Origin of the sequence: Sphingomonas sp. PP-CC-3A-396, assembly GCF_004343105.1 — a bacterium.
Taxonomy (GTDB): domain Bacteria; phylum Pseudomonadota; class Alphaproteobacteria; order Sphingomonadales; family Sphingomonadaceae; genus Sphingomonas.
In genome coordinates this window covers 626,369-646,884 of the sequence record NZ_SLYF01000001.1, presented here as the reverse complement: position 1 = coordinate 646,884, position 20,516 = coordinate 626,369, and the positions used below count along the sequence as shown (strand labels likewise).

General features: G+C 65.3%; 18 protein-coding genes and 1 pseudogene. 14 read left to right on the top strand and 5 right to left on the bottom strand.

Annotated elements, in window-relative coordinates; translation table 11 throughout:
* Positions 1-107: 107 nt before the first annotated feature.
* From C8J40_RS02910 to C8J40_RS02900, 3 genes are read left to right on the top strand one after another with little or no spacing between them, the layout of a single operon-like run.
* A complete protein-coding gene (locus tag C8J40_RS02910) occupies positions 108-434 on the top strand; it encodes a hypothetical protein (RefSeq protein WP_132895686.1) in 327 nt (108 codons plus the stop codon).
* A 15-nt stretch (positions 435-449) separates the two neighbouring features.
* Entirely contained in the window at positions 450-1,349 is a 900-nt protein-coding gene (locus C8J40_RS02905; protein WP_132895685.1) for a DMT family transporter, read from the top strand.
* Positions 1,346-1,822: a GNAT family N-acetyltransferase gene (locus tag C8J40_RS02900; RefSeq protein WP_132895684.1), complete on the top strand. Its 477-nt coding sequence runs from the start codon at positions 1,346-1,348 to the stop codon at positions 1,820-1,822. The genes C8J40_RS02905 and C8J40_RS02900 overlap by 4 nt, the downstream gene beginning before the upstream one ends.
* Before the next feature lie 36 nt (positions 1,823-1,858).
* Here the strand turns inward: C8J40_RS02900 and C8J40_RS02895 are convergent, their stop codons facing one another.
* The 4 genes from C8J40_RS02895 to C8J40_RS02880 all read right to left on the bottom strand — a co-directional run bounded on the left by C8J40_RS02895 (position 1,859) and on the right by C8J40_RS02880 (position 6,162).
* Positions 1,859-2,521 (bottom strand): TIGR02466 family protein, encoded by a 663-nt coding sequence (locus C8J40_RS02895; RefSeq protein WP_132895683.1) that lies wholly within the window; start codon positions 2,519-2,521, stop codon positions 1,859-1,861.
* Between the two features lie 4 nt (positions 2,522-2,525).
* Positions 2,526-3,104, bottom strand: a complete 579-nt coding sequence (gene ppa, locus C8J40_RS02890; RefSeq protein ID WP_132895682.1) for an inorganic diphosphatase — start codon at positions 3,102-3,104, stop codon at positions 2,526-2,528.
* Between the two features lie 76 nt (positions 3,105-3,180).
* Positions 3,181-5,094 carry a M61 family metallopeptidase gene (locus C8J40_RS02885; RefSeq protein ID WP_132734580.1) on the bottom strand — a complete coding sequence of 638 codons (1,914 nt, stop codon included), beginning with the start codon at positions 5,092-5,094 and terminating at the stop codon, positions 3,181-3,183.
* Positions 5,095-5,226: 132 nt separating this feature from the next.
* On the bottom strand, positions 5,227-6,162 hold the full coding sequence (locus C8J40_RS02880) for a DUF808 domain-containing protein (RefSeq protein WP_132895681.1): 936 nt from the start codon (positions 6,160-6,162) through the stop codon (positions 5,227-5,229).
* Positions 6,163-6,295: 133 nt separating this feature from the next.
* Here C8J40_RS02880 and C8J40_RS02875 point away from each other — a divergent pair.
* From C8J40_RS02875 to C8J40_RS02860, 4 genes and pseudogenes are all read left to right on the top strand, one after another.
* Positions 6,296-7,317, top strand: a pseudogene (locus tag C8J40_RS02875) (adenosine deaminase).
* Positions 7,314-8,282, top strand: coding sequence for a bile acid:sodium symporter family protein (locus C8J40_RS02870; protein WP_132895680.1), 969 nt, complete (start codon positions 7,314-7,316; stop codon positions 8,280-8,282). The pseudogene C8J40_RS02875 and the gene C8J40_RS02870 overlap by 4 nt, the downstream one beginning before the upstream one ends.
* A gap of 87 nt (positions 8,283-8,369) precedes the next feature.
* Complete coding sequence (locus C8J40_RS02865; RefSeq protein WP_132895679.1) at positions 8,370-10,529, top strand: histidine kinase dimerization/phosphoacceptor domain -containing protein; 2,160 nt, start codon at positions 8,370-8,372, stop codon at positions 10,527-10,529.
* Between the two features lie 98 nt (positions 10,530-10,627).
* The gene (locus C8J40_RS02860; protein ID WP_132895678.1) at positions 10,628-11,818 is read left to right on the top strand and encodes an MFS transporter; all 1,191 of its coding nucleotides are present in this window, start codon (positions 10,628-10,630) and stop codon (positions 11,816-11,818) included.
* 324 nt (positions 11,819-12,142) lie between these two features.
* Here C8J40_RS02860 and C8J40_RS02855 read toward each other — a convergent pair whose 3' ends face one another.
* Complete coding sequence (locus tag C8J40_RS02855; protein WP_132895677.1) at positions 12,143-13,474, bottom strand: MFS transporter; 1,332 nt, start codon at positions 13,472-13,474, stop codon at positions 12,143-12,145.
* Positions 13,475-13,647: 173 nt separating this feature from the next.
* Between C8J40_RS02855 and C8J40_RS02850 the strand changes: the two genes are divergently transcribed.
* The 7 genes from C8J40_RS02850 (at position 13,648) to C8J40_RS02820 (ending at position 20,497) form a co-directional block, all read left to right on the top strand.
* Complete coding sequence (locus C8J40_RS02850) at positions 13,648-14,883, top strand: ubiquinol oxidase subunit II (RefSeq protein ID WP_132895676.1); 1,236 nt, start codon at positions 13,648-13,650, stop codon at positions 14,881-14,883.
* A 10-nt stretch (positions 14,884-14,893) separates the two neighbouring features.
* Positions 14,894-16,894, top strand: coding sequence for a cytochrome o ubiquinol oxidase subunit I (gene cyoB, locus C8J40_RS02845; protein WP_132895675.1), 2,001 nt, complete (start codon positions 14,894-14,896; stop codon positions 16,892-16,894).
* Positions 16,895-16,898: 4 nt separating this feature from the next.
* A complete protein-coding gene (gene cyoC / locus C8J40_RS02840) occupies positions 16,899-17,537 on the top strand; it encodes a cytochrome o ubiquinol oxidase subunit III (RefSeq protein WP_165911348.1) in 639 nt (212 codons plus the stop codon).
* Positions 17,534-17,920, top strand: coding sequence for a cytochrome o ubiquinol oxidase subunit IV (gene cyoD / locus C8J40_RS02835; RefSeq protein ID WP_132895674.1), 387 nt, complete (start codon positions 17,534-17,536; stop codon positions 17,918-17,920). Before cyoC ends, cyoD begins: the two co-directional genes overlap by 4 nt.
* A complete protein-coding gene (locus C8J40_RS02830) occupies positions 17,920-18,642 on the top strand; it encodes an SURF1 family protein (protein WP_132895673.1) in 723 nt (240 codons plus the stop codon). The genes cyoD and C8J40_RS02830 overlap by 1 nt, the downstream gene beginning before the upstream one ends.
* Positions 18,643-18,737: 95 nt before the next feature.
* Positions 18,738-19,967 (top strand): ATP-binding protein, encoded by a 1,230-nt coding sequence (locus C8J40_RS02825; protein ID WP_207901138.1) that lies wholly within the window; start codon positions 18,738-18,740, stop codon positions 19,965-19,967.
* Entirely contained in the window at positions 19,964-20,497 is a 534-nt protein-coding gene (locus C8J40_RS02820) for a response regulator transcription factor (RefSeq protein ID WP_056412686.1), read from the top strand. Before C8J40_RS02825 ends, C8J40_RS02820 begins: the two co-directional genes overlap by 4 nt.
* Positions 20,498-20,516: the final 19 nt, after the last annotated feature.

The window sequence follows — 20,516 nt, the reverse complement described above, 5'->3', positions numbered from 1 at the left end:
TGCCAGCCACCTCCCCCTGGCGGGGGAGGATCGACACATCGAATGACGATCCTTTCGCGCAGCGCGTGACGATGGCGTGCCGGTACGATGCGGCGTATGGGATGCGCATGACGACGGCCGCCGATCTCGATGCACTGACCGCGCTGGATCAGGCGGCGACGCCCGGGCCTTGGTACGTGCGGGCCATGGATGACGAGAACGCAACCTGCGCGACGGCTGTTGCGACGAAGCCCAACACGTCCGGCGACAATGACGATCTTTCCAGTTCGACCTATCACGGCGTGGTAGCGGCAACCTCGATCCAGCATCACGACTATATCGTTCCCGCGGATGGACGATCGAGGGAAAATGCAGCGTTGATCGCGGCCGTCCGGACCGCACTTCCCGAATTGCTGCGGCTGGCGAGAATCGGTGCCGCAGCCGATCGCGCCTGATATCCGCCTGTTCCGATGACCTCTCGAATCGTGTCACCCGCTTTAGCCTTCGCGATCGCCGCGTTCGGCATCGGACTGTTCTCCATGATGGATGCGGTGATGAAGTCGCTCGTCCTGGCGATCGGCGTCTATAACGCGCTGCTGTGGCGGCAGATGATCAGCGTCGGGCTCGGTGCGGTCGCGTGGAAGCTCGGGAACAGCGGGCGGCCGAGCGGGCGTGGGCTGAAACTGCATCTGGCGCGCGGGTTGGTGACGACCGCGATGGCGGTGCTGTTCTTCTGGGGGCTGGCACGCGTACCGATGGCGCAGGCGATTTCGTTGACCTACATCGCGCCGATCCTCGCCTTGCTGCTCGCGGCCGCCACGCTGGGCGAGCGGGTCGGGTGGAAGACGTTGGTCGCATCGATCGCGGCACTTGGAGGCGTGCTGGTGGTGATGATCGGGCAGGGGCGCGAGGTGCCCGGACCCGAGACCTTTCATGGCACGCTCGCGATCCTCGGCTCGGCGGTGCTGTATGCGGTGAACCTCGTGATCGCGCGGCTGCAGAGCCAGGCGGCGCGGCCGGGGGAGATCGCGTTCTTTCAGGCGCTCGTGATCACCGCGACATTGGCGCTCGCGGCGCCCTGGCTCGCGGTGGTGCCCGAGGCGGTGCAATGGCCCAAGCTCATGCTCGCCGCCGGGCTCGCGACCGCGTCGCTGTGGCTGCTCGGCTGGGCGTATGCGCACGGCGATACCGGGTTCCTCGCGACCACCGAATACACCTCGTTCGTCTATGCCGCAGTGCTGGGTTTCCTGGTGTTCGGCGAGCGGGTATCGGCGTTCACGCTGGCGGGCGCGGCGATCATCGTAGTCGCGTGCCTGTACGCGGCGCGGCGGCGTGACATCGCGCAGACATCGATCGAGGCTAGTGCATGACCCATATCCGTTCCGCGACTCCGGCCGATGTCGGCACGATCCTGCGCTTCGTCCGCGAACTCGCCGCGTTCGAGCGCGAGCCGGATGCAGTCGAGGCCACCGAGCCGATGCTGGCGGAGGCACTGTTCGGGGAGCGGCCTGCCGCGGAGGCTCTGATCGCGGAGAATGCCGATGGCCCGCTCGGGTTCGCGCTGTTCTTCCACAATTTCTCGACTTGGACGGGCAAGCGCGGGCTGTATCTCGAGGATCTGTACGTGACGCCGGAAGCGCGCGGGCAGGGGGTCGGCGGTACGCTGCTGTCGCATCTCGCCGGCGTAGCGCTCGATCGCGGCTGCGCGCGGTTCGAATGGTCGGTGCTCGACTGGAATGCCGATGCGATCGCGTTCTACCGGAAGGTTGGCGCGGTCGGGATGGAGGACTGGACGATCCAGCGGATGACCGGGGATGCGCTGGTGAAGCTGGCCGGGCGGTAGGACTAGGGCGGATCGCGGGTTAATCTGCCTGCTATCTCACCCTGTCACGTCGATGTTCATCGCGATCGAGATGCGGTCTCGGGTGCCGAGGTGCGGGCGGACGCCGTGGCGGAGCCAGGCGGGGAACAGGACCAGATCACCCGCGTCGGTCGGCAGGCGGCGCTCGACCGGTTGCGGCTGGCCGTCGATGCCGAGCAGCCGAAAGCCGGGCAGGCGCATGAACGGCACCGGAAAGCGCGGGTCCTCGAAGAACAGCTCGCCGCCCGCTTCGCCTTCCGAGGGCGGGACTCCCATGTCGAGATAATAGACCGCGGCCCACAGCACGCCGGGATGCGCGTGGCTCATGTTGAGCGCGCCGGGCGGGGAGACGTTCGCCCACATCTTGACGGTCCATTCGACCGTCGCCGCATCGCGCCCATCGAAATGCGACGCGCGCTTCGCCATCTTCACCGCGGTATCGGCGAGCGCCGCTGCTGCCGGTCCACCCCAGTCGAGCATGTCGGTGGCGGAATGCCAGCCACCGACATTGGACCGTGCGAGGCTGGGCGCGGCGGAGTGACGATCGAGGATCGCCGACCGTAGCGCGGCGTTCAGCGCATCCGCATCGGCCAGCCGCCCGTGCAGTATCGGCGTCTCGTATAGTCCGATCTGCGCCGCGCGGACGCGGATGCCATCGAACGCACGAGACGCCGTTGTCATGCGATCAGCGCCCTGCGGTGTCGTCCGCGTTCATCGGCTCTTCGCCCTTGGCCTTCTCGGCGTTGTAGCGCTCGATCGCCTCGATCGTGACGCGCTTGGCTTCGTCGGCATCGCCCCACTTGCCGACCCGGACCCACTTCGTCTTTTCCAGGTCCTTATAGTGCGTGAAGAAGTGCTCGATCTGCTCGAACACGATTTCCGGCATGTCGCCGCGCTCGCCGATGTTGGCGTAATACGGGAACACCGCGTCGACCGGCACGCAGACGAGCTTCTCGTCGCCGCCGGCTTCGTCCTCGAGGTTCAGCACCGCGATCGGACGCGCACGGACGACGCAGCCTGGGATGAACGGCGAGCGTGCGATCACCAGCGCGTCGAGCGGATCGCCATCGGGGCTCAGCGTGTGCGGCACGAAACCGTAGTTCGCAGGATAGCGCATCGGCGTGTGCAGGATGCGATCGACGAACAGCGCGCCGCTGGCCTTGTCGAACTCGTACTTCACGGGCTCGCCGCCGGTCGGGACTTCGATGATGACGTTGAGGTCTTCGGGCGGGTTCTTGCCGGTCGGGATGAGATCGATACGCATGGCGGTCCTTTCAGAATATGACGGTGCCGGCGCTCCTCGTCTGGGGAGCGACCGGCACCGGTAAGTCAGTGGCTGGTCAGCGCGGCGTCAGCAGCTTGTCGAGCCCACCGTCACCTGTACCGACCTTCTGAAGCCGCGGATAGCGCGGGCCGTCGTGGTAATCGAGCGAGATGTCACGGAATCGGTCATTGTTCTTTACAGTGAGACGAATCGGCAGCTTCGTTCCCTGCGCGGCGACGATCGCCGCCTTGATCCGGTCCGCCGAATAGGCCTCGCTGTTGACCGCTTCGATCTCGGTGCCGACGTCGAGGCCCGCCTTGAACGCGGGGCTGTCCCAGATCGACGAGGTGACCACGCCGTCCTTGTTGATCACCATGCCCAGCGAATAGCTGACATCGGTGCCGCGCGTCTTCTCCGCCTGCTTCAGATACGGGCTCTGCTCGGGGCCGTAGACCAGCTTGTAGCCGTTCATCGCAAAGCCGTTGATCGGCGCCGGCTTGCCCGTCTCGGTCAGCCGCGTGTTCAGGAACGTCGCCCAGTCATAGGGGACGATCCCGTTCAACGTCTTCGCAACATCGGCGAAGGTATAGGTCAGCTCGCCATAGTCGCCGTCACGAACGCCGAAGAAGGCACGCGCGAAATCGTCGATCGACTTGGTGCCGTTCGACTTCTGGCGGAGCATCGCGTCGACCTCCATCCAGACCATCAGGCCCTCGTTGTAGTAATCCTCCGACCGCTGCCAGCTCGTCCACCCCTTGGGCTTGCGCGCCGAGATGACGGGATCATTCGTCGTGTCGATCAGCGGACGCCACTGGCGGCCCGGCGCGGTGTCGTAAATACCGAGGATCGAGGCATAGCCGTCGAGCGTGTCCTGCTTGCTGACCAGCCCCGAGCGCGCCTGGAGCACATAGCCCCAGAACTGCGTCTGGCCCTCGTAGACCCACAACAGCGAATCGCGCATCGGCGTGCGGAAATCGGGCGTCCACAGGTCGGCACCGCGGCGGAACTTGCCGTCCCAGCTATGCGTGTATTCATGCGGCAACAGGTTGCGCGCGGCGGCCCCAGTCTCCCATTCGGTGAAATAGCCGGGACGGACGCCGTTCTCGGAACTGCGATGATGCTCCAAGCCGATCCCGCCGAGCTGATCGGTGATCGACAGCAGAAATTCGTAATGATCGTAATGCTGCGCGCCGAACGTCTTCACCGCCTGGTCGACGAGGCGCTTGTGCGCATCGATCTGCTCGGGCTTGGCGGCGAGCTGGTCGGGGCTGTCGGCGAACACGTTGAGATCGACGCGGGGGCTGAGTGGCCAGACCTTGCCGTATTTGCCCGCCAGCGTCGGCGAATCGACGAGAATCTCGTAGTTGGTCGTGTCGTAGCTGTAGGTCGAGCCCGATACCTTCGCTGGCACCGCGCCCGCCGCGGTCCAGCCGGTCGGGTAGGTGACGGTCATCTTGATCGGGATCTGGCGGGTGAAATAGCCGGCCGGATAGAGGCTGACGAGATTCGGCTCGAGGCTGATCATCGTCGGGGTCATCACCACGCGGCCCTGGTCGCCCTTGGTCGCGGAGATGAACTGGAACTCAGCAACGACGCTCTTCGCGCCAGTCGGGACATCGATATGGAACGCGAACACGTCGACGGGATCGCGCGTCCAGGGGAGGATCTTGCCGTTCGCGCGGATCACGAGGCCTGCGAGCTTCTCGATCTCGCCGCGCGGGGAATGCGCGCCGGGCAGCCACTTCGGATACAGCAGCGCCATCGGCCCGGACTTGGCGACCGGAATCGTCTGCTTCACGCGAAAAATGCCGCGCTCGGTATCGGTCGCATCGACGTCGAGCAGCAGCGTGCCCGGGTAGGGCGTGTCGACCGCGTCGGGGATCGTGTCGACGAACGGTACCGGCTGTGGCGCAGTATTGCCGGCGGGAACCTGCGCCACCGCAGGAACAGCGGACGCGAGCAGGGATGCGACGAGAAGCTTGCGGATCAAAGGAAGGGCCTTCCGGCTGAGAGACGATGACACGAGGTGTAATCGCGATAAAGGGCAGCCGTCCAGTCCTTTACCGAGATGGGAAGGTGCGCCCCATCACGACACGGTCCGCAGCGATCGGCACTCCGTCCTTCAGTGTGCCTTGGGCTTTTTCACCGCGTGCAAACCCAGCGCGATCGCGCCCCCCAGGATCAATCCGACGATCCCCGAGAAGAACGCGTTCATCGCCCAGTTCACGGCGCCCTTCGCAAACGGCACCGCATGCGAAGCAGCCTCTGCGGTGTCGTGGATCCAGTGCGGGAGCGTCGTGAACCCGAACTCCTCGATCCCGTGGACGATGATCTGGCCGCCGACCCACACCATTGCCGCCGTGCCGATCACCGACAGCGCCGACATGACGAGGGGCATGCCCTTCACCAGCCCACGCCCGATCGCCTGCACCGCCGCGCTGCTGCGCTGCGCCAGATGCAGGCCGATATCGTCCATCTTCACGATCAGCGCGACGACGCCGTAGACTCCGATGGTGATGACGATCCCGACCAGCGCCAGCACGATCGCCTGTTCCCAGATCGGCTTGGTCGCGACGTCGGACAGCGCGATCACCATGATCTCGGCCGACAGGATGAAGTCGGTACGGATCGCGCCCGAGACCTTCTGCGCTTCGAGCGTCGCCGCATCGACCGGCGCCTCGACGACCTCCTCAGCATGCCCGCCGCCGAACGCCTCGAGGATCTTCTCCGCGCCCTCGAAGCACAGATACGTACCGCCGAGCATCAGCAACGGCGTCAGCAACCACGGCGCGAATGCGCTCAGCGCGAGCGCGGCGGGCAGGATGAAGACCAGCTTGTTGCGGAACGAGCCGAGCGCGATCTTCCAGATCATCGGCAGTTCGCGCTTGGGCTCGAACCCGACCATGTAGCGCGGCGTGACGGCGGCATCGTCGACCACCACGCCGATCGCCTTGCTGCCTGCCTTGCCGGTGGTCGCGGCGATATCGTCGAGGCTGGCGGCGGCAAGCTTGGTGATCCCGGCGATGTCGTCGAGCAGTGCGACCAGTCCTGTGGGCATCGATGGTGTCCTTAGCGTAGGTTTACGCGCTCGGTAACGTGACAGGATTGTCATGCAACGGCTTTCGCACTTGCGGTAGTGCGCGGCGCGCGGAATGGTTGCAGCCGACGCGACCCAAGCGACAGGACGGATCATGACCCCCTTCCCGAACGACGACTTCATCACGAACCTGCCAAAGGCCGAACTCCACCTCCACATCGAGGGCAGCCTGGAGCCCGAACTCATGTTCGCGCTGGCCGAGCGCAACAAGGTCGCGATCCCGTTCAAGAGCGTCGAGGACGTCCGCGCGGCGTACAGCTTCACCAATCTGCAGACCTTCCTCGACATCTATTATGCGGGCGCCGCGGTACTCCAGACCGAGGAGGACTTCCGCGATCTGGCAGCGCCTATTTCGACCGGGTCGCGCAGGACGGAGTCGTCCATGCCGAGATCTTCTTCGATCCGCAGACACACACGCATCGCGGCATCCCGTTCGATGTGGTCGCACGCGGGCTGTTCGCGGGGATCGACGAAGCCCAGGCCAAGCACGGCATGTCGGTCGGGCTGATCATGAGTTTCCTCCGCCATCTCGACGAGGAGGACGCGTTCAAGACCTTCGCGCAGGCGGAGCCGTGGCTCGACCAGTTCATCGGCGTCGGGCTCGATTCGTCCGAGGTCGGCCATCCGCCGTCGAAGTTCGCGCGCGTGTTCGCGGCGTCCGCGGATGCCGGGCTGATGCTGTGCGCGCATGCCGGCGAGGAGGGCCCGCCCGCCTATATCCACGAGGCGCTCGACATCCTCCAGGTCGACCGCATCGACCACGGCAACCGCGCGCTGGAGGATCCGGCCTTGGTCGCTCGCCTCGCACGCGATGCGATGACGCTCACCGTGTGCCCGTTGTCCAACGTTGCGCTGCGCAACGTCGATCGGCTGGAGAACCATCCGATCGACCGGATGCTCGATCTCGGTCTGCGCGCGACAATCCATTCGGACGATCCGGCCTATTTCGGTGGCTATATCGGCGAGAATTTCCGCCAGACGGCGCGCGCGAAGGCCCTGTCGCGCGAGCAGGTCGTGACGCTCGCGCGCAACAGCTTTCTCGGCAGTTTCCTGGATGACGACGCGCTCAGCGGCTATCTCGCGACGCTCGACGCCTATGTGAAGGCGCATCCGTGATCGGGCGGTTCCTCTCCGTATTCGAGCCGTTCATCCTGATGCTGCTCGGCACCGTCGTGCTGGCCAGCCTGCTGCCGGCCCGCGGCGAGATGGCGACGATCGTCGGCTACGCCGCCGATATCGGCATCGTCCTGCTGTTCTTCCTCCACGGCGCCAAGCTGTCGCGCGATGCGATCTGGGCGGGCCTGCGCAACTGGAAGCTGCATCTGGCGGTGCTCGCCATCACGTTCGTCGCGTTCCCGTTGTTCGGGCTGGGGCTGACTGCGTTGCCGTTCGTGACGGGGCCGCTCGCCGCCGGGTTGCTGTTCCTGACGCTGCTCCCCTCGACCGTGCAGTCCTCGATCGCCTTCACCGCGATCGCGCGCGGCAATGTCGCGGCGGCAGTGTGCAGCGCGTCGTTCTCGAACCTGCTCGGCATCCTCGTGACGCCCGCGCTGGTCGCGCTGCTGATGAACACTTCGGGCAGCGGCGGGATCTCGATCGAGAGTATCGAGGCGATCGTGCTGCAACTGCTGGTGCCGTTCGTCGCCGGGCATCTGTTGCGGCCGTGGATCGGTGCGTGGGTGACGCGCAACAAGAGCCTGTTGACGGTGGTCGATCGCGGCTCGATCCTGCTGGTCGTCTACAGCGCGTTCGGAGCCGCGGTGGTCGAGGGATTGTGGACCAAATTGTCGCTCGGCGACCTGATCTTGATCGGATTGTTGTGCGCGGCGTTGCTCGCCTTCGTCCTCGCGCTCACCTTCGCGGTCGCACGCCTGATGAAACTCCCCCGCGAGGATGCGATCGTGCTGCAATTCTGCGGGTCGAAGAAGAGCCTTGCATCGGGCGTGCCGATGGCGGGCGTGCTGTTCCCGCCCGCGCAGGTCGGCGTGATCCTGCTGCCGGTCATGCTGTTCCACCAGTTGCAGCTGATCGCCTGTGCCATAATCGCGCGGCGCTATGCCGAGTCCGCGCCGCCGTCCTGATCCTGATCAATAGGCTCACTGCGAGGGTATTTGCTTTGTTCCGCAATGACCGCCACAGCGGTTTTGCTGACAAGGGGGCCTTGGCCGATGACTGCGCAGAACGATGTAGACGCTACTGCGCTCGATCAGGCGCAGACCCAGGACAGCGGGCTGGACCTGACCGCGTGCGACCGCGAGCCGATCCACATTCCGGGGTCGATCCAGCCGCATGGCCTGTTGCTGGTCGCCGATCCGGCGTCGCTGACGGTCGTCGCGGGGGCGGGCGATATCGAGGGTCGGCTGGCGGCAGAGTGGCTGGGCGCAGACCTCTCCCAACTCCTCGCGCAGGCCGTGCCGACGGACGACGTGGGGCCGGGGGGGTTGGTCGGCGATCCGGTGATGGGATCGACCGAACGCTTCGAGGTCACGATCCACCGCAGCGGCGACTATGTGTTGGCGGAACTCGAACCCGTCGATGCCGCACCGATGACCGCCACGCAGATGCTCGGTCGTCTCAACCCGATGATCACGATGTTCGAACGCGCGACCGATCTGAGCACGCTGTGCGACCGCGCCGCGATCGCGTTTCGCCAGCTTACCGGGTTCGACCGTGTGATGATCTACCGTTTCCTCGACGACGACGCCGGCCGCGTCGTGGCGGAGGACAGGGCCGTCGGTCTCGGCACGTTCCTGAACCATCATTTCCCGGCATCGGATATTCCGCAGCAGGCGCGCGCGCTGTACGTTCGCAACCGCACGCGGACCATCCCGATGATCGCCTATACGCCCGCGGTGCTGCGGCCCGCCGGCTTCGAAACGCTCGACCTCAGCGACGTGACGGTGCGCAGCGTGTCGCCGATCCACCTGCGCTATCTCGCCAATATGGAGGTCGCGGCGTCGGCGTCGATCTCGATCGTCAAGGATGGGCTGCTATGGGGCCTGATCGCCTGCCATCATGCCACGCCGCGCGGATTGAGCCCCGACGTCCGCGCCGCATCGGCGACGCTGGCCAGCGGGCTCGCGCGTCAGATCCGTGCGAAGGAAGAGGCCGAGATCTACCGCGAACGCCTGCGGTTGCGCGGTGCCGAGGATGCGGTGATCGCCAAGCTCGCCACCGAACCGGCACCACGCAGCATCGTCGTGGCGCTGCGCGACGACCTGCGGCGGATGCTCGACGCCGACGGGTTCGCGTTCGTGCAGGGGACGATCGTCGACACCGACGGGGTCTGCCCGGCGCATGACGAGATTCGCGACCTCGCCGCCTGGGTCTGCGCGCGCAGCGGGATCGAACCGCTGGCGACGCACGAGCTTCCCGCGTTGCTGCCGCGCGCGGAGGCCTATCGCGCCTGCGCCAGCGGGGTGCTGGCGATGCCGCTGATCGACGATGGTGCGATGCTGTTCTGGTTCCGCGCCGAGCAGGCCGAAGAGGTCGAATGGGCGGGCAATCCGCACAAGGCGGTGTCGCTCGATCCGACCGCGGTGCTGACCCCGCGCACCTCGTTCGAGTCCTGGACGCAGATCGTGTCCGGACGGTCGCGGCGCTGGACGCTCGAGGAGATCGAGGCCGCGCATCGCCTGCGCCGCGCGTTCCACGACGCGCATATCAACCAGCGGCTCCGCCTGCTCAATGCCGATATGCAGCGCACGCTTGCCGACAAGGACGTGCTGATCGCGCAGAAGGACGTCCTGATGAAGGAGGTCAATCACCGCGTCCAGAACAGCCTCCAGCTGGTCGCCGCGTTCCTGTCGCTCCAGGCCAAGGCGTCCGACGATGCCAAGGTGAAGGAGCATCTCGCCGAAGCGCAGGCGCGGCTTTCCGCGGTCGCGCTGGTCCACCGCCGGCTGTACCGCGACGACCAAGTCGAGTCGGTCGATCTGTCGCGCTATCTCGAGGAGCTGGCCGGCGACATGAAGACCTCGCTCGGCGCGGACTGGGCGGCGCACATGCGGCTCGATCTCGCGCCGATCCTGGTGCCGACCGATCGGGCGGTGAATATCGGGCTGGTGCTGACCGAGCTCGTCATCAACGCCAGCAAATATGCCTATGGCGGGCGTCCGGGCCCGATCCTGATCGCGCTCGAACAGCATCGCAACCGTCTTCGCCTGATCGTCGCGGACGAGGGTTCGGGCAAGGTCGGCACGCGGGAGGGCTTCGGCAGTCGGATGATGAACGCGATCGTCGCCGGGCTGTCGGGCACGATCGAGCATGATGACAACATGCCCGGGCTGCGGGTGATCATGACCGCGCCGATCGAGGGCGCGGTCTGATCGAGCCGGTTGTCGGCGAACATGGGCTTGGGTGCGGCTGACATTTGATCGGGTGTCCGCGGGTTGAAGCTTTATGCTGCACCTGCGAAATAAACCGCATGATCGATACCGACCAAACCACCTCGCTTGCCCCGCCTGTCAACGCGCGGTTGGCGCTGCTCGCGCTTGCCGTGGGTGGCTTCGCGATCGGGACCACCGAGTTCGCCGCGATGAGCCTGCTACCGCAGTTCGCGCGGGGACTCGGGATCGACGAGCCGACCGCGGGGCATGTCATCAGCGCCTATGCGCTCGGCGTGGTCGTCGGTGCGCCGACGATCGCGGTGCTGGCCGCGAAGATCGAGCGGCGGGTGTTGCTGATCGGGTTGATGACGTTTCTCGGGATTGCCAACGGGCTGTCCGCACTCGCGCCGACCTATCATCTGATGCTGCTGGCCCGGTTCCTGAGCGGGCTGCCGCACGGCGCGTATTTCGGGGTCGGGTCGCTCGTCGCGGCGTCGATGGTCCCGCGCGAGAAGCGGTCGCGCGCGGTATCGCGGATGATGCTGGGGCTGACGATCGCGACGATCGCGGGCGTGCCGCTGGCGAACGGGATTGGCCAGTGGTTCGGCTGGCGCTGGGGCTTCGGGATCGTCGCGATCATCGCCGCGGTGACGGTGGCGATGCTGCTGAAGTTCGCGCCCGTGCTGCGGCCTGCGAAGGATGCGAGCCCGCTCGGCGAACTCGCGGCGTTGCGTAACGGGCAGGTTTGGCTGACGCTGGCGATCGGCGCGGTCGGATTTGGCGGGATTTTCTGCGTCTATACCTATCTTGCCTCGACGCTGACCGAGGTGACGGGTGTGTCGTCCGCGTTCACGCCGGTCGCGTTTGCGTTGTTCGGTGTCGGAATGACGATCGGCACGTTGGTCTGCGCGAAAGCGGCGGACGTGGCGCTGATGCCGGCGGCGGGGATCACGTTGCTGTTCGGAGCAGGGGCGCTCGCGCTGTACGCACCGGCGACGCCGCATCTCTGGGCGATGTTGCCGGTCGTGGTGCTGATCGGGTGCGGCGGCGGGCTGTCGACGATCCTCCAGACGCGGCTGATGGATGTCGCGGAGGAGGCGCAGACCCTGGCCGCGGCGCTTAATCACTCGGCGTTCAATACGGCCAATGCGCTTGGGCCTTGGCTTGGCGGGCTGGCGATTGCGAGCGGGTACGGGTTGCCGTCGACCGGCTGGGTCGGGACGGCGTTGGCGCTTGGCGGGTTTGCGATCTGGGCGCTGTCGTGGGGACTCGATCGCCGACGGGTCTGACTGCCCTCACCGTCATTCCAGCGTTCGCCGGCTGACCGTCATCCCAGCGAAAGCTGGGATCTCCCCGTTCCGGGTCGCAGCGTCCGCCAACAGGAATACCCCAGCTTTCGCTGGGGCGACGGTTTTGGAGTGGCGACGGTTTTGGAAGGGCTCAGAGTTATTCCAATTACCACCACCCCGGCGGAGGCCGGGGCCCAATAGGGGGACGGTGCTAACTGAGGGCAGCGCGCCGTTACTGCAGCCTTGCCAATTGGGCCCCGGCCTTCGCCGGGGTGGTGTCGGTTAGGGGGGCTAGTCGCCTCCCAAACCTCAACGCGCGATACCTCAACGCGCGATGTTGCGCTTCGCCAGTTCCTTGTTCAGCCCCAGCGCGATCAGCGTGAACACCGCGCCCGAGAACAGATACGCGCCGCTCGCCGCCAGCCCGAGCTTGCTCGTCAGCAGCAACGCCGCCAGCGGCGCAAAGCCCGCACCGAACAGCCAGGCCAGATCGGTCGTCAGCGCCGAACCCGTATACCGATGCTGCGGCGACAGGCTCGAGGCGATCGCGCCCGAGGACTGGCCGAACGACAGCCCGAACAGCAGGAAGCCGATCCCCATGAACAGCCGCTCGCCGACGTCGCCGCCATCGAGCAGCGACGGTGCGGCGATCGCGAACAGCGCGATCAACACCGCGATCGTGCCGAGCATCGTGCGACGCCCGAACCGATCCGCCAGCAGACCCGACACCAGCATCGCGCCGATCCCGATGATCGCGCCGATCACCTCGACCACAAGGAAGCGCGCCGGGGCCTCGCGCGTGAACAGCACGACCCACGACAGCGGGAACACCGTCACCATGTGGAACAGCGCGAAGCTGGCGAGCGGCACGAACGACCCGAGCCAGATCGCCTTCCACTGCGACTGCACGGTCTCGACGACCGGTGCCGGCTCGAGCTCGCGCTTTGCGTACATCTCTTCGAACTCGGGCGTCACCACCAGGCGCAGGCGAGCGAACAGCGCAACGACGTTGATCGCGAACGCCACGAAGAACGGATAGCGCCAGCCCCAGGCGAAGAAGTCCTCGGTCGGCAGCGCAGCGACGAAGAATGCGAACAACCCGCTCGCGACTAGCAGGCCGATCGGCGCACCAAGCTGAGGCAGCATCGCGTACCAGCCGCGGTGCTTCTCGGGCGAATTGAGCGAGAGGAGCGACGCCAGACCGTCCCAGGCACCGCCGAGCGCGATGCCCTGGCCGATGCGGAGCAGCGCGAGGATCGCGACCGACCAGTTGCCGACCGAATCATAGCCGGGGATAAACCCCATCGCGACAGTCGAGGTACCAAGCAGGAACAGCGAGATCGTTAGCTTGACGCTGCGACCGTAGGCGCGATCGACCGCGATGAAGATGATCGAGCCGATCGGGCGGGCGATGAACGCCAGCGCGAACACTGCGAACGAATACAGCGTGCCCTGCAACCGGTCGACATACGGAAAGACCAGCGTCGGGAACACGAGCACCGAGGCGATCGCGTACACGAAGAAGTCGAAGAATTCCGAGGTGCGGCCGATTACCACGCCGATCGCGATCACGCCGGGCGTGACGTGCTCGCCGTCGCTGTGGATACTGCGAGCATCGGCTTCGAAGCTCGTCTCGGGGATCGTGTTAGCACTCATTCTTCAACTCGCTCTGCAGGGCGCTGGCCCATCATACGCTGTTCGGGCGGATGCGGGCAGGGGCAATCTATGCTACCCTTCGTGATGATAAAGCCATGCCGATGTTGCAGTGCAGCGCCCATTGGACAAATTGTCCACTGTAGTGCGGCGCAACCGAGGCGTAGGGGACCAGCATGATCGTTGAGAAAACCGTTTCCCGCGCAAAAAAATGGCTGGCCGTGCTGCCGCTTGCGCTGCTCACCAGCGGCTGCGACTGGGTTGTGATGTCGCCCTCCGGCGATATCGCAGTGCAGCAGCGCGACCTCGTGCTGATCTCGACCGGGCTGATGCTGCTGATCATCGTTCCGGTGATCTTCCTGACGCTGTTCTTCGCGTTCCGCTATCGCCAGTCGAACAAGGCCGCCAAGTATGAGCCCAACTGGGATCACTCGGTTGGCCTCGAGTTGTTGATCTGGGGCATCCCGCTGCTGATCATCATCGCGCTCGGCGCGTTGACGTGGACCAGCACGCATCTGCTCGATCCGTACCGTCCCCTCGGCCGGATCAAGCCTGACGCGCCGACGCTCGCGAACAACGTGCCGGTCGGCAATCTGGTCGACAAGCAGCAGCTGGCGAACGGCGTCGGCAAGCCGCTCGAGGTGCAGGTCGTCGCGCTCGATTGGAAGTGGCTCTTCATCTATCCGGAATACGGCATCGCCACGGTCAACGAACTGGCTGCACCGGTCGATCGCCCGATCCGCTTCCAGATGACCTCGTCGTCGGTGATGAACGCGTTCTACATCCCTGCGCTGGCCGGCATGATCTATACGATGCCCGGCATGCAGACGACGCTGAACGCGGTCATCAACAAGCCGGGCAACTATGAGGGCTTCTCGTCGCACTATAGCGGCGCGGGTTTCTCGGGGATGCGCTTCCGCTTCCACGGCGTGTCCGACGCGGGCTTCGATGCCTGGGTCAACCGGGTCCGGCAGAGCGGTGGCGCGATCGGGGCGGGCGGCCTGAACCGTGCGAGCTATCTCCAGCTGGAGAAGCCGAGCGAGAAGGTCCCGGTCCGCTATTACAATGCGGTCGAGCCGAAGATCTTCACGGCGATCGTCGAGCAGTGCGTCCAGCCGGGCAAGGTCTGCATGTCGCAGATGATGCATGGCGGCAAAGGCGGGGGGGACTCGCATGCCGGCATGGCGATGCCGGGCGTCAACGGCGGCAAGGGCCCGCAAGAGGCCTCCGAGCGCGTCAAGGGCGCGTTGCTGAAGGACGCCGATGAAAAGGGCAGCGGCGAACATTGGACCGCACCCGCCGATATAAAACGGGACGGCGCCAACAGCGCGCCCGGATCGGTATCGAACCGTAATCACACCATGCTGACCCCCTCCACACAGCCGGGCACGCGCCCCGTCGCGAACGGCTAGAGAAACCATCATGAACGACACTCTGTTGAAGACAATCTTCGGCCGCCTGACCCTGGAGTCGCTGCCGCTGCACGAACCGATCGTCGTCGCCACCTTTGCTATGGTGGCGATCGGCGGGCTCGGGCTCGTCGCCGCGCTGACCTATTTCAAGGTCTGGGGCTATCTGTGGAACCAGTGGTTCACCAGCGTCGATCACAAGAAGATCGGCATCATGTACATCATCCTGGCGATCGTCATGCTGCTGCGCGGGTTCTCCGACGCGATCATGATGCGCGCGCAGCAGGCGATGGCGTTCAACGGCTCTGAAGGCTATTTGACCGCGCATCACTACGACCAGGTCTTCACCGCGCACGGCGTGATCATGATCTTCTTCGTGGCGATGCCGCTGGTCACGGGCCTGATGAACTATGTCGTCCCGCTCCAGATCGGTGCGCGCGACGTGTCGTTCCCGTTCCTCAACAATTTCAGCTTCTGGATGACCGCGGCGGGTGCCGTGATCGTCATGATGTCGCTGTTCATCGGTGAGTTCGCGCGGACCGGCTGGCTCGCGATGCCGCCCCTCTCGGGACTGGCGTATTCGCCTGACGTCGGTGTCGACTATTATATCTGGGCGTTGCAGATTGCCGGCATCGGAACGCTGCTATCCGGCGTCAATCTGATCGCGACCATCGTCAAGATGCGCGCACCCGGCATGACCATGATGAAGATGCCGATCTTCACCTGGACGGCCCTGTGCACCAACGTCCTGGTCGTCGCCGCCTTCCCGGTGCTGACCGCAGTGCTCGCGATGCTGTCGCTCGACCGCTATATCGGTACCGCGTTCTTCACGAACGACTCGGGCGGCAACCCGATGATGTACGTCAACCTGATCTGGATCTGGGGTCACCCCGAGGTCTACATCCTGATCCTGCCGGCATTCGGCGTGTTTTCGGAAGTCACCTCGACCTTCTCGGGCAAGCGCCTCTTCGGCTACAGCTCGATGGTCTATGCGACGCTCGTCATCACGATCCTCGCCTATCTCGTCTGGCTGCACCACTTCTTCACGATGGGGTCGGGCGCGAGCGTGAACTCGTTCTTCGGGATCACCACGATGATCATCTCGATCCCGACCGGGGCCAAGATCTTCAACTGGCTGTTCACGATGTACAAGGGCCGGATCCGGTTCGAACTGCCGATGATGTGGACGATCGCCTTCATGGTGACCTTCACGATCGGCGGCATGACCGGCGTCCTGCTCGCGGTGCCGCCCGCCGATTTCGTGCTGCACAACTCGCTGTTCCTGGTCGCGCATTTCCATAACGTGATCATCGGCGGCACGCTGTTCGGCATGTTCGCCGGCATCAACTACTGGTTCCCGAAGGCGTTCGGCTTCAAGCTGGACGAGACCTGGGGCAAGATCTCGTTCTGGTGCTGGGTCCCCGGCTTCTACTTCGCCTTCATGCCGCTCTACGTGCTCGGCCTGATGGGCGTGACCCGCCGGATGCGCTATTTCGACGATCCGAACCTGCAGATCTGGTTCATCATCGCCGCTTTCGGTGCAGCCATGATCGCCGCCGGTATCGGTGCCTTCCTGATGCAGATCTTCGTCAGCATCCGGAACCGCGAGAAGCTTGCCGACCTCACGGGCGATCCGTGGAACGGCCGTACGCTCGAATGGTCGACCTCGTCGCCGCCGCCGGAGTACAACTTCGCGTTCACGCCGATCGTCCACGATCTGGACGCCTGGTACGACATGAAGGAGCGCAAGGCGGTCCGTCCGGTCTCCGGCTTCAAGTCGATCCACATGCCAAGCGGCACCGGCACGGGCGTCGTGCTCGCCGGCCTCAGCGTGGCGTTCGGGTTCGCGATGATCTGGTACATCTGGTGGCTCGCAGGGCTGGCACTCGCCGGCATCTTCGGCACGACGATCTTCCACACCTTCAACTACAAGCGCGACTTCCACATCCCCGTCGAGGACGTGATCGCTAGCGAGGACGCGCGCACCCGCCAGCTCGCGACCCAGGGAGCCTGACGCGATGTCCGCAATACCCATGAAGGACGGTCTGAACGAGACCAAACCGGTCTCGTTCTACGACCTGGACGAGCACGAGCATCCCGACGGCGGCAGCACGATGCTGGGCTTCTGGATGTACCTGATGAGCGATTGTCTCATCTTCGCGGTGCTATTCGCGGCCTATGCCGTGCTCGGCAACAGCTACGCCGGCGGCCCTAGCCCGAAGGAGATTTTCGAGCTGCCGCTGGTGGCGGTGAACACCGCGATGCTGCTGTTCTCGTCGATCACCTACGGCTTCGCGATGCTGGCGATGGAGGAAGGTCGCCAGCGCGTCATGCAGATGTGGCTGGTTTTCACCGGCCTGTTCGGCCTCGCGTTCCTGTCGATCGAAATGTACGAGTTCGCCACCCTCATTCATGAGGGTGCGGGCCCGACCCGCAGCGCGTTCCTGTCGTCGTTCTTCACGCTCGTCGGCACGCACGGCCTTCACGTCACGATGGGCCTGATCTGGCTCGTCACGCTGATGGTGCAGGTCCAGAAGCACGGCCTGATCGCCGCGAACAAGCGTCGCCTGATGTGCCTCAGCATGTTCTGGCATTTCCTCGACGTCATCTGGATCGGCGTCTTCACCTTCGTCTATCTGATGGGCACCCTACGATGAGCGACCCCCACGCCAACACGCACGACGCACATGCGGATCACGGCAGCCACGATGACCATGCCGCACACGGCACGCGTGGAAGCTACCTCAAGGGGTTCTTCCTCTCGGTCATCCTGACCGCGATCCCGTTCTGGGCGGTGATGACCGGCGCGTTCAAGGACCCGTCGACCGCCGCGCTCGTCGTGATGGTGTTCGCGGTCGCGCAAATCGTCGTCCACATGATCTACTTCCTGCACATGAGCGGCAAGTCGGAGGGCGGCTGGACGATGATGGCGTTGATCTTCACGATCATCCTCGTCGTCATCACGCTCAGCGGATCGATCTGGGTGATGTACCACATGAACACGAACATGATGCCGATGCAGGCCGCGGCGGACATGTGATGAAGACGCGACCGGGCCCTGCCGTCTATGTCGCAGGCCTGGTCGCGCTGCTGCTGTTCGCCGGCTTCATGGCGCTCGGCATCTGGCAGGTCGAACGCCGCGCCTGGAAGCTCAACCTGATCGAACAGGTCGCAGCGCGCGCACACGCCGCGCCGGTCGCCCCACCGGGGCCAGCGTCCTGGGGCGCGATCACCGCCACCACCGATGCCTATCGTCGCATCCGCCTCGACGGCATCCTCGATAATTCGCGTGAGACGCTGGTCCGCGCCGCCACTGCGCTCGGCAGCGGCTATTGGGTCGTCACGCCCTTGCGGACAGTCCAAGGCTTCACCGTCCTCGTCAACCGGGGCTATGTCTCACCCGAGCAACGCACGGCGCATACCAAGCCGACCGGCCCGATCACGATCACCGGCTATCTCCGCATCACCGAGCCCGGCGGCGGCTTCCTGCGACACAACGACCCCGCCACCGGCAAATGGTATTCGCGCGACGTCGCCGCGATCACCAGCGCGCGCGGTCTCTCGAACGTCGCGCCCTATTTCGTCGACGCGGACAAGTCCGGCACCGCCGCCCCGGTTGGTGGTCAGACGATCATCGCCTTTCCGAATAACCATTTCGTCTACATGCTGACCTGGTTCGCGCTCGCCGCGATGACGATCTTCGCGTTCGTCGTGTTCGTCCGCCAGGATGCGCGCAAGCGGCGGGGGGCGATCGACACATGATGTCGTCAATGGCGGGGCAGGGGGTGGCACGACAGAGCTGGCAGCGCTGGCTCGCGCTCGCCACAGCCCGCACCGACGCGACCGGCAACGCCAACATGCGCCAGCTCGTCACGCTGCGCTGGATCGCCGTCGCCGGCCAGTTCGTCACGATATTGTTCGCCCGGTTCGCGCTCGGCTTCGACCTGCCGATGGTGCCGATGCTCGCAGCGCTGGCGGCGGGTGTCGGCCTCAACCTCGTCAGCATGCCGCTCTACGGGTGGCGCAAGGGGGCCAATATCCAGCTCCTGCTCGCGCTCCTGTTCGACGTTGGCCTGCTCACCACGCAGCTCTATCTGGCGGGCGGCGCGACCAACCCGTTCATCTCGCTGTATCTGCTCCACGTCGTGCTCGGCGCGGTGTTGCTCGATCGCTGGTCGAGCTGGGCAATCGTCGCCGTAACCGCCGCCTGTTTCGGCGTGCTCACGCTCTATTACCGTCCGCTGATCCTCCCCCCCGACTACAGCGGCGAGTATTTCCTGCTCTACACGATCGGCTCGCTGCTCTGCTTCATGCTGATCGCGACGCTGCTGATGCTGTTCATGACCCGCATCACCGGCAACCTGCGCGCTCGCGACACGCGCCTCGCCGACCTTCGCCAGCAGGCCGCCGAGGAGGATCATATCGTCCGCATGGGCCTTTTGGCATCCGGCGCGGCACACGAACTCGGCACGCCGCTCGCATCGATCGCCGTGATCCTCGCCGACTGGCGCCGCATGCCGACGCTCGCGCAGGACGCCGACCTCCAGGCCGAGATCGTCGAGATGCAGTCGGAGGTCCAGCGCTGCAAGGCGATCGTCACCGGCATCTTGCTCTCGGCTGGCGAAGCGCGCGGCGAGGCCCCCGAGATCATGCCGCTCCACCAGCTCCTCGACGGCATCGTCGACGAGTGGCGCGCGGTGCACCCGTCGGTCGATTTCGACTATACCACCCGAGTCGGCGACGATCCGCAGGTCGTCTCCGACCCCGCGCTCAAACAGGTGATCGCCAACGTGCTCGACAACGCCGCCGAAGCCTCGCCACACTGGGTCGCGTTCCGCGGCGAACGCAGCGACGGCGACCTCGCGCTGATCGTCCGCGACCGCGGCCCCGGCTTTAGCAAGGAACGCCTCGCCAGCTTCGGCAAACCCTATCAGTCGAGCAAGCGCGAACCCGGCCACGGCCTAGGCCTGTTTCTCGCGGTCAACGTCATGCGCAAGCTCGGTGGCGGGGTGTCCGTCGTGAACTGCGAAGGCGGCGGCGCGGAAGTCACGATCCGCATGCCCCTCTCCGCGATCGCGCTGTCATGACGGACGCCAAGCTTCTCGCCATCGTGGAGGATGACGAAACCTTCGCCCGCACGCTCCGCCGCTCGTTCGAACGTCGCGGCTACGAGGTGATGCAGGCTGCCAGCCACGAGGAACTCGTCGAGCAACTCGCCGAGCGCACGCCCCGCTACGCGGTCGTCGACCTTAAGCTGGGCGGCGCCTCGGGCCTCGTCTGCGTCCAGACGCTCCACGCGCACGACCCCGAGATTCTCGTCGTCGTCCTCACCGGTTTTGCGAGCATCGCCACCGCGGTGGAGGCGATCAAGCTCGGCGCGTCGCACTATCTCGTCAAACCCTCGAACACCGACGATATCGAAGCCGCGTTCGACCGCACCGAGGGCAGCGTCGACACCGAACTCTCCGAACGCCCGACCTCGATCAAGACGCTCGAATGGGAGCGCATCCACACCACGCTCGCCGAAACCGACTTCAACATCTCCGAGACCGCGCGCCGCCTCGGCATGCACCGCCGCACGCTAGCGCGTAAGCTTGAGAAACGCCCCGTCAAATAGCGGCAACGCATCGGTGATG

Coding starts and splice junctions, on each gene's coding strand:
- C8J40_RS02910 (WP_132895686.1), top strand. CDS start 108: ATGACGACGGCCGCCGATCTCGATGCACTGACCGCGCTGGATCAGGCG.
- C8J40_RS02905 (WP_132895685.1), top strand. CDS start 450: ATGACCTCTCGAATCGTGTCACCCGCTTTAGCCTTCGCGATCGCCGCG.
- C8J40_RS02900 (WP_132895684.1), top strand. CDS start 1,346: ATGACCCATATCCGTTCCGCGACTCCGGCCGATGTCGGCACGATCCTG.
- C8J40_RS02895 (WP_132895683.1), bottom strand. CDS start 2,521: ATGACAACGGCGTCTCGTGCGTTCGATGGCATCCGCGTCCGCGCGGCG.
- ppa (WP_132895682.1), bottom strand. CDS start 3,104: ATGCGTATCGATCTCATCCCGACCGGCAAGAACCCGCCCGAAGACCTC.
- C8J40_RS02880 (WP_132895681.1), bottom strand. CDS start 6,162: ATGCCCACAGGACTGGTCGCACTGCTCGACGACATCGCCGGGATCACC.
- C8J40_RS02865 (WP_132895679.1), top strand. CDS start 8,370: ATGACTGCGCAGAACGATGTAGACGCTACTGCGCTCGATCAGGCGCAG.
- C8J40_RS02860 (WP_132895678.1), top strand. CDS start 10,628: ATGATCGATACCGACCAAACCACCTCGCTTGCCCCGCCTGTCAACGCG.
- C8J40_RS02855 (WP_132895677.1), bottom strand. CDS start 13,474: ATGAGTGCTAACACGATCCCCGAGACGAGCTTCGAAGCCGATGCTCGC.
- C8J40_RS02850 (WP_132895676.1), top strand. CDS start 13,648: ATGATCGTTGAGAAAACCGTTTCCCGCGCAAAAAAATGGCTGGCCGTG.
- cyoB (WP_132895675.1), top strand. CDS start 14,894: ATGAACGACACTCTGTTGAAGACAATCTTCGGCCGCCTGACCCTGGAG.
- cyoC (WP_165911348.1), top strand. CDS start 16,899: ATGTCCGCAATACCCATGAAGGACGGTCTGAACGAGACCAAACCGGTC.
- cyoD (WP_132895674.1), top strand. CDS start 17,534: ATGAGCGACCCCCACGCCAACACGCACGACGCACATGCGGATCACGGC.
- C8J40_RS02830 (WP_132895673.1), top strand. CDS start 17,920: ATGAAGACGCGACCGGGCCCTGCCGTCTATGTCGCAGGCCTGGTCGCG.
- C8J40_RS02825 (WP_207901138.1), top strand. CDS start 18,738: ATGCGCCAGCTCGTCACGCTGCGCTGGATCGCCGTCGCCGGCCAGTTC.
- C8J40_RS02820 (WP_056412686.1), top strand. CDS start 19,964: ATGACGGACGCCAAGCTTCTCGCCATCGTGGAGGATGACGAAACCTTC.